This is a genomic window from Mesorhizobium sp. M7A.F.Ca.CA.004.12.1.1 (genome assembly GCF_003997835.1).
Taxonomy (GTDB): Bacteria; Pseudomonadota; Alphaproteobacteria; order Rhizobiales; family Rhizobiaceae; genus Mesorhizobium.
The window spans coordinates 1-2,319 of the sequence record NZ_RZRK01000912.1 but is presented as its reverse complement, the minus strand read 5'-3'; the positions used below and the strand labels follow the sequence as shown (position 1 = coordinate 2,319).

At 59.2% G+C, this 2,319-nt stretch carries 2 protein-coding genes and 1 pseudogene; 1 reads left to right on the top strand and 2 read right to left on the bottom strand.

The window, feature by feature from the left end:
* Nucleotides 1–523, bottom strand: a 523-nt coding sequence (locus EN984_RS31620) for a DUF502 domain-containing protein (protein ID WP_164765789.1), incomplete at its 3' end; no start/stop codon positions are given.
* Between the two features lie 286 nt (nucleotides 524–809).
* Here EN984_RS31620 and EN984_RS31615 point away from each other — a divergent pair.
* Nucleotides 810–1,095 (top strand): annotated as a pseudogene (locus tag EN984_RS31615) (GIY-YIG nuclease family protein).
* A 108-nt stretch (nucleotides 1,096–1,203) separates the two neighbouring features.
* Here the strand turns inward: EN984_RS31615 and glmS are convergent.
* Nucleotides 1,204–2,319, bottom strand: a 1,116-nt coding sequence (gene glmS / locus EN984_RS31610) for a glutamine--fructose-6-phosphate transaminase (isomerizing) (protein WP_127384221.1), incomplete at its 5' end; no start/stop codon positions are given.

The window sequence follows — 2,319 nt, the reverse complement described above, 5'->3', positions numbered from 1 at the left end:
GGTTTGGCGTGCACGGCATGAATACGGCAATCAGCGGATCGCCTTCCTGGTCGAGCTTCTGGTTGATCTCGGTTTCCTTCTCGCTGGCGACGAACACCAGCGACCACACACCCTTGCGCGGATATTCGACCAGTCCGACCTGGCGGAACATGTCGCCCTTGTTGGACAGCACGGTCTCGAAAATCTGTTTCAGCGAGCCATAGATGCCGCGCACCAACGGCATGCGGCCAAGCAGGCGCTCGCCGAAATTGACGATGGCGCGGCCGACGATGTTGGCCGTAAGGAAGCCGATCAGCGTGATCAGGATGAGCGCCACGATCAGCCCGAATCCCGGCACAGGAAACGACAAATAGGTGTCAGGGCTGTAGCGGGCCGGAATATAGGGTTTCACCCAGGAATCGACCCAACCGATGAATGACCAGGCGATGTAGGCGGTGATCGCCAGCGGCGCGCAGACGATGAAGCCCGTGAGGAAGTAGTTCCTCAGCCGGGTCACGCCGGAAGTCTTGGGAGCGTCGGACATGATTCACCGGAGGCGCGGGTTGCAGCGCAACATTAGTGAACCGCCGTCCAGTTTGGAACTGCGAAGTTTTTAAAGAGCCGATTATGCCGCCACTTTCAACGAAACAATCCAAACGGAAGCAGCATACGTTCGCGATTAGCCGAAACACCCCTCCCCTTCGTCATCCACGGGCGGAGCAAGGAGCGAAGCGACGCGGCGCAGACCCGAGGATCCATTCCGTGGCGTCGGCCGAAGAATGCAACCCCTCAAGATGGTCGGCGGATCGTTCGGTCGCTATACTTCGTTCATGACGGGCTATGTCTATTTAACTGCGAGCCGGAAACGCGGCACCATCTATATTGGCGTCACAAACGATCTCGGCCGCCGAATGCCCGAGCACAAGTCTGGTGGGGTTCGCGCTTTACTGGGCGGTATGGCGTAGAACGCTTGGTTTGGTACGAACAGTATTTCGACATCCGCGATGCAATCCAGCGCGAGAAGTCGCTGAAACGTTGGCCGCGTCATGGAAGATTGAATTGATCGAAAAGGCCAATCCGGAGTGGTTCGAGCTTTTCCGCGGGACTGGGTGGTAGCGCCAAGTTCTGCACTGCTTTGATCCGCCATACCGTCACGGAATGGATCCTCGGGTCTGCGCAGGAGCTTCGCTCCCGCTACGCCCGTGGATGACGAAAGGATGAGGCCTATTCCACCGTCACCGATTTCGCCAGATTGCGCGGCTGGTCGACGTCGGTGCCCATGAAGACGGCGGTAAAATAGGCCAGCATCTGGATCGGCAGCGCGTAGATGATCGGCGAGATGATTTCCGGCACGTCCGGCAGGATGATCGTCTCCATCGTCTTGACGCTCGTCAGCGCCGCACCCTTGCTGTCGGTGATCAGGATGATCTTGCCGCCGCGCGCCGCCACTTCCTGCATGTTCGACACGGTTTTTTCGAAAATGTGGTCGTGCGGCGCAATGACGATGACCGGCATGTTCTCATCGATCAGCGCGATCGGTCCATGCTTCAGCTCGCCGGCCGCATAGCCCTCGGCGTGGATATAGGAGATTTCCTTGAGTTTCAGCGCGCCTTCCATGGCCAGCGGAAAGTTGGTGTCGCGGCCGAGATAGAGCACGTCCTTGTAGCGTGAGAGTTCACGCGCGATCCGTTCGATCTGCTCTTCAAGCTTGAGCACCTGATTGGCATAGCGCGGCGCTTCCGATAGCGCGCGCACCAGGGTCTTCTCTTGTTCTTTCGAGATTGTCCCGCGCGCCACGCCGGCCCGCACGGCAAGCGATGCCAGCACGGACAGCTGGCAGGTGAACGCCTTGGTCGAGGCAACGCCGATCTCCGGCCCGGCGAGCGTCGGCAGCACGACATCGGATTCGCGCGCCATGGTCGATTCGCGCACATTGACGATCGCGCCGATCTTCATGCCGGCCTTGCGGCAATAACGCAGCGAGGCCAGCGTGTCGGCAGTCTCACCGGACTGCGAAATGAAGAACGCCGCGTCGTTCTTCGACAATGGCATTTCGCGGTAACGGAATTCGGAGGCGACATCGATGTCGACGGGCAGGCGCGCGTAGCGCTCGAACCAGTATTTGCCGATCAGGCCGGCAAGATAGGCGGTACCGCAGGCCGAAATCGCCAGCCGGTTGATCTCTGCGAAATTGAACGGCAGATCCAGCGGCTTGGAGACGCCGCCGACAAAATCGAGATAATTCGCCAAGGTATGCGAGATCACTTCGGGCTGCTCATGGATCTCCTTCTCCATGAAATGGCGCCGATTGCCCTTGTCGACCATGAAGCTGGTCGAAAG